Annotated in this window: 1 protein-coding gene; it reads right to left on the bottom strand. The window is 58.4% G+C overall.

Features of this window, described 5'->3' with window-relative positions; genetic code table 11:
* On the bottom strand, positions 1–202 hold a 202-nt coding region (locus FDX22_RS27495; RefSeq protein WP_146718073.1), incomplete at both ends, for an LLM class flavin-dependent oxidoreductase.

Here is a 202-nt window from a genome sequence, read left to right as displayed (position 1 = left end):
CGTTGACAGCGGTAAGCCGCCTGGCGCTTTTCCAATCCCAAGATCGACACGTCCCGGCGCCAGTGAGGCCAGAAGATTAAAGTTTTCCGCAACTTTGTAGGGGCTATAGTGTTGCAGCATGACGCCACCGGAACCCACGCGAATGCGCTGGGTTTGTCCCAGTATCCAGGCGATCACCAGCTCCGGCGATGGACTGGCAAGC

Source organism: Citrobacter sp. TBCS-14 (genome assembly GCF_005280805.1).
GTDB lineage: Bacteria > Pseudomonadota > Gammaproteobacteria > Enterobacterales > Enterobacteriaceae > Citrobacter > Citrobacter gillenii.
This window is presented reverse-complemented; position numbering and strand designations above follow the sequence as displayed.